This window comes from Halomonas elongata (assembly GCF_029081005.1).
In the GTDB taxonomy this organism is placed as follows: domain Bacteria; phylum Pseudomonadota; class Gammaproteobacteria; order Pseudomonadales; family Halomonadaceae; genus Halomonas; species Halomonas elongata_B.
The window spans coordinates 1-1,926 of the sequence record NZ_JAJQTQ010000054.1 but is presented as its reverse complement, the minus strand read 5'-3'; the positions used below and the strand labels follow the sequence as shown (position 1 = coordinate 1,926).

General features: G+C 55.7%; 2 rRNA genes. Both read left to right on the top strand.

Going from position 1 to position 1,926, the window contains the following annotated elements:
* A 23S ribosomal RNA gene (locus tag LU493_RS19370) occupies nt 1–1,718 on the top strand; the annotation flags it as partial.
* Between the two features lie 83 nt (nt 1,719–1,801).
* Nucleotides 1,802–1,916, top strand: a 5S ribosomal RNA gene (gene rrf / locus LU493_RS19365).
* Nucleotides 1,917–1,926: the final 10 nt, after the last annotated feature.

Genomic DNA, 1,926 nt, shown 5'->3' with positions numbered 1-1,926 from the left:
GGTAGAGGAGCGTCGTGTACGCCGACGAAGGTGAGTCGAAAGGCTTGCTGGAGGTATCACGAGTGCGAATGCTGACATGAGTAACGATAAGGGGAGTGAAAAACTCCCCCGCCGGAAGACCAAGGGTTTCTGTTCGACGCTAATCGGAGCAGAGTGAGTCGGCCCCTAAGGCGAGGCCGAAAGGCGTAGTCGATGGGAAACGGGTCAATATTCCCGTACCTCACTGTATTGCGATGGGGGGACGAAGAAGGCTAGGTGAGCCAGGCGTTGGTTGTCCTGGTGAAAGTCAGTAGGCTGGGGAATCAGGCAAATCCGGTACCCCAAGGCCGAGAGACGAGACGAACAGACTACGGTCTGGAAGTCATCGATGCCACGCTTCCAGGAAAAGCCTCTAAGCTTCAGATACAGTGGGACCGTACCCCAAACCGACACAGGTGGTCAGGGTGAGAATCCCAAGGCGCTTGAGAGAACTCGGGTGAAGGAACTAGGCAAAATGGTGCCGTAACTTCGGGAGAAGGCACGCCGCCGTTACGTGAAAGCCCTCGCGGCTGGAGCGGAAGGCGGTCGAAGATACCAGGTGGCTGCAACTGTTTATTAAAAACACAGTACTCTGCAAACGCGTAAGCGGACGTATAGGGTATGACGCCTGCCCGGTGCCGGAAGGTTAATTGATGGTGTTAGCTTCGGCGAAGCTCCTGATCGAAGCCCCGGTAAACGGCGGCCGTAACTATAACGGTCCTAAGGTAGCGAAATTCCTTGTCGGGTAAGTTCCGACCTGCACGAATGGCGTAATGATGGCCACGCTGTCTCCACCCGAGACTCAGTGAAATTGAAATCGCAGTGAAGATGCTGTGTACCCGCGGCTAGACGGAAAGACCCCGTGAACCTTTACTACAGCTTCACACTGGACGCTGATGTTGCTTGTGTAGGATAGCTGGGAGGCTTTGAAACTCGGTCGCCAGATCGAGTGGAGCCATCCTTGAAATACCAGCCTGGCATCATTGGCGTTCTAACTCAGGTCCGTTATCCGGATCGAGGACCGTGTGTGGTGGGTAGTTTGACTGGGGCGGTCTCCTCCCAAAGTGTAACGGAGGAGCACGAAGGTACCCTCAGCACGGTCGGAAATCGTGCAATGAGTGCAAGAGCATAAGGGTGCTTAACTGCGAGACAGACACGTCGAGCAGATACGAAAGTAGGTTCTAGTGATCCGGTGGTTCTGTATGGAAGGGCCATCGCTCAACGGATAAAAGGTACTCCGGGGATAACAGGCTGATACCGCCCAAGAGTTCACATCGACGGCGGTGTTTGGCACCTCGATGTCGGCTCATCACATCCTGGGGCTGAAGTCGGTCCCAAGGGTATGGCTGTTCGCCATTTAAAGTGGTACGCGAGCTGGGTTTAGAACGTCGTGAGACAGTTCGGTCCCTATCTGCCGTGGGCGTTGGAGATTTGAGAAGTGCTGCTCCTAGTACGAGAGGACCGGAGTGGACGACCCTCTGGTGTACCGGTTGTCACGCCCGTGGCATTGCCGGGTAGCTAAGGTCGGACGGGATAACCGCTGAAAGCATCTAAGCGGGAAGCCTCCTTCAAGATGAGATCTCCCCGAGGCCTCGAGCCTCCTGAAGGGTCCAGCAAGACGAGCTGGTTGATAGGCCGGATGTGGAAGCGCTGCAAGGCGTTGAGCTGACCGGTACTAATGGCCCGTGAGGCTTGACCATATAACACCCAAGGAGTCTGGATGACAGACGACGCCGGGTACGCGAGAGACGTATCGTCAGCAGGGTTGCATTGAGTTTTTTCGCCTGACGACCATAGCGAGTGGGCACCACCTGATCCCATGCCGAACTCAGCAGTGAAACCGCTCAGCGCCGATGGTAGTGTGGGAGTTCCCATGCGAGAGTAGGTCATCGTCAGGCACTTACATCA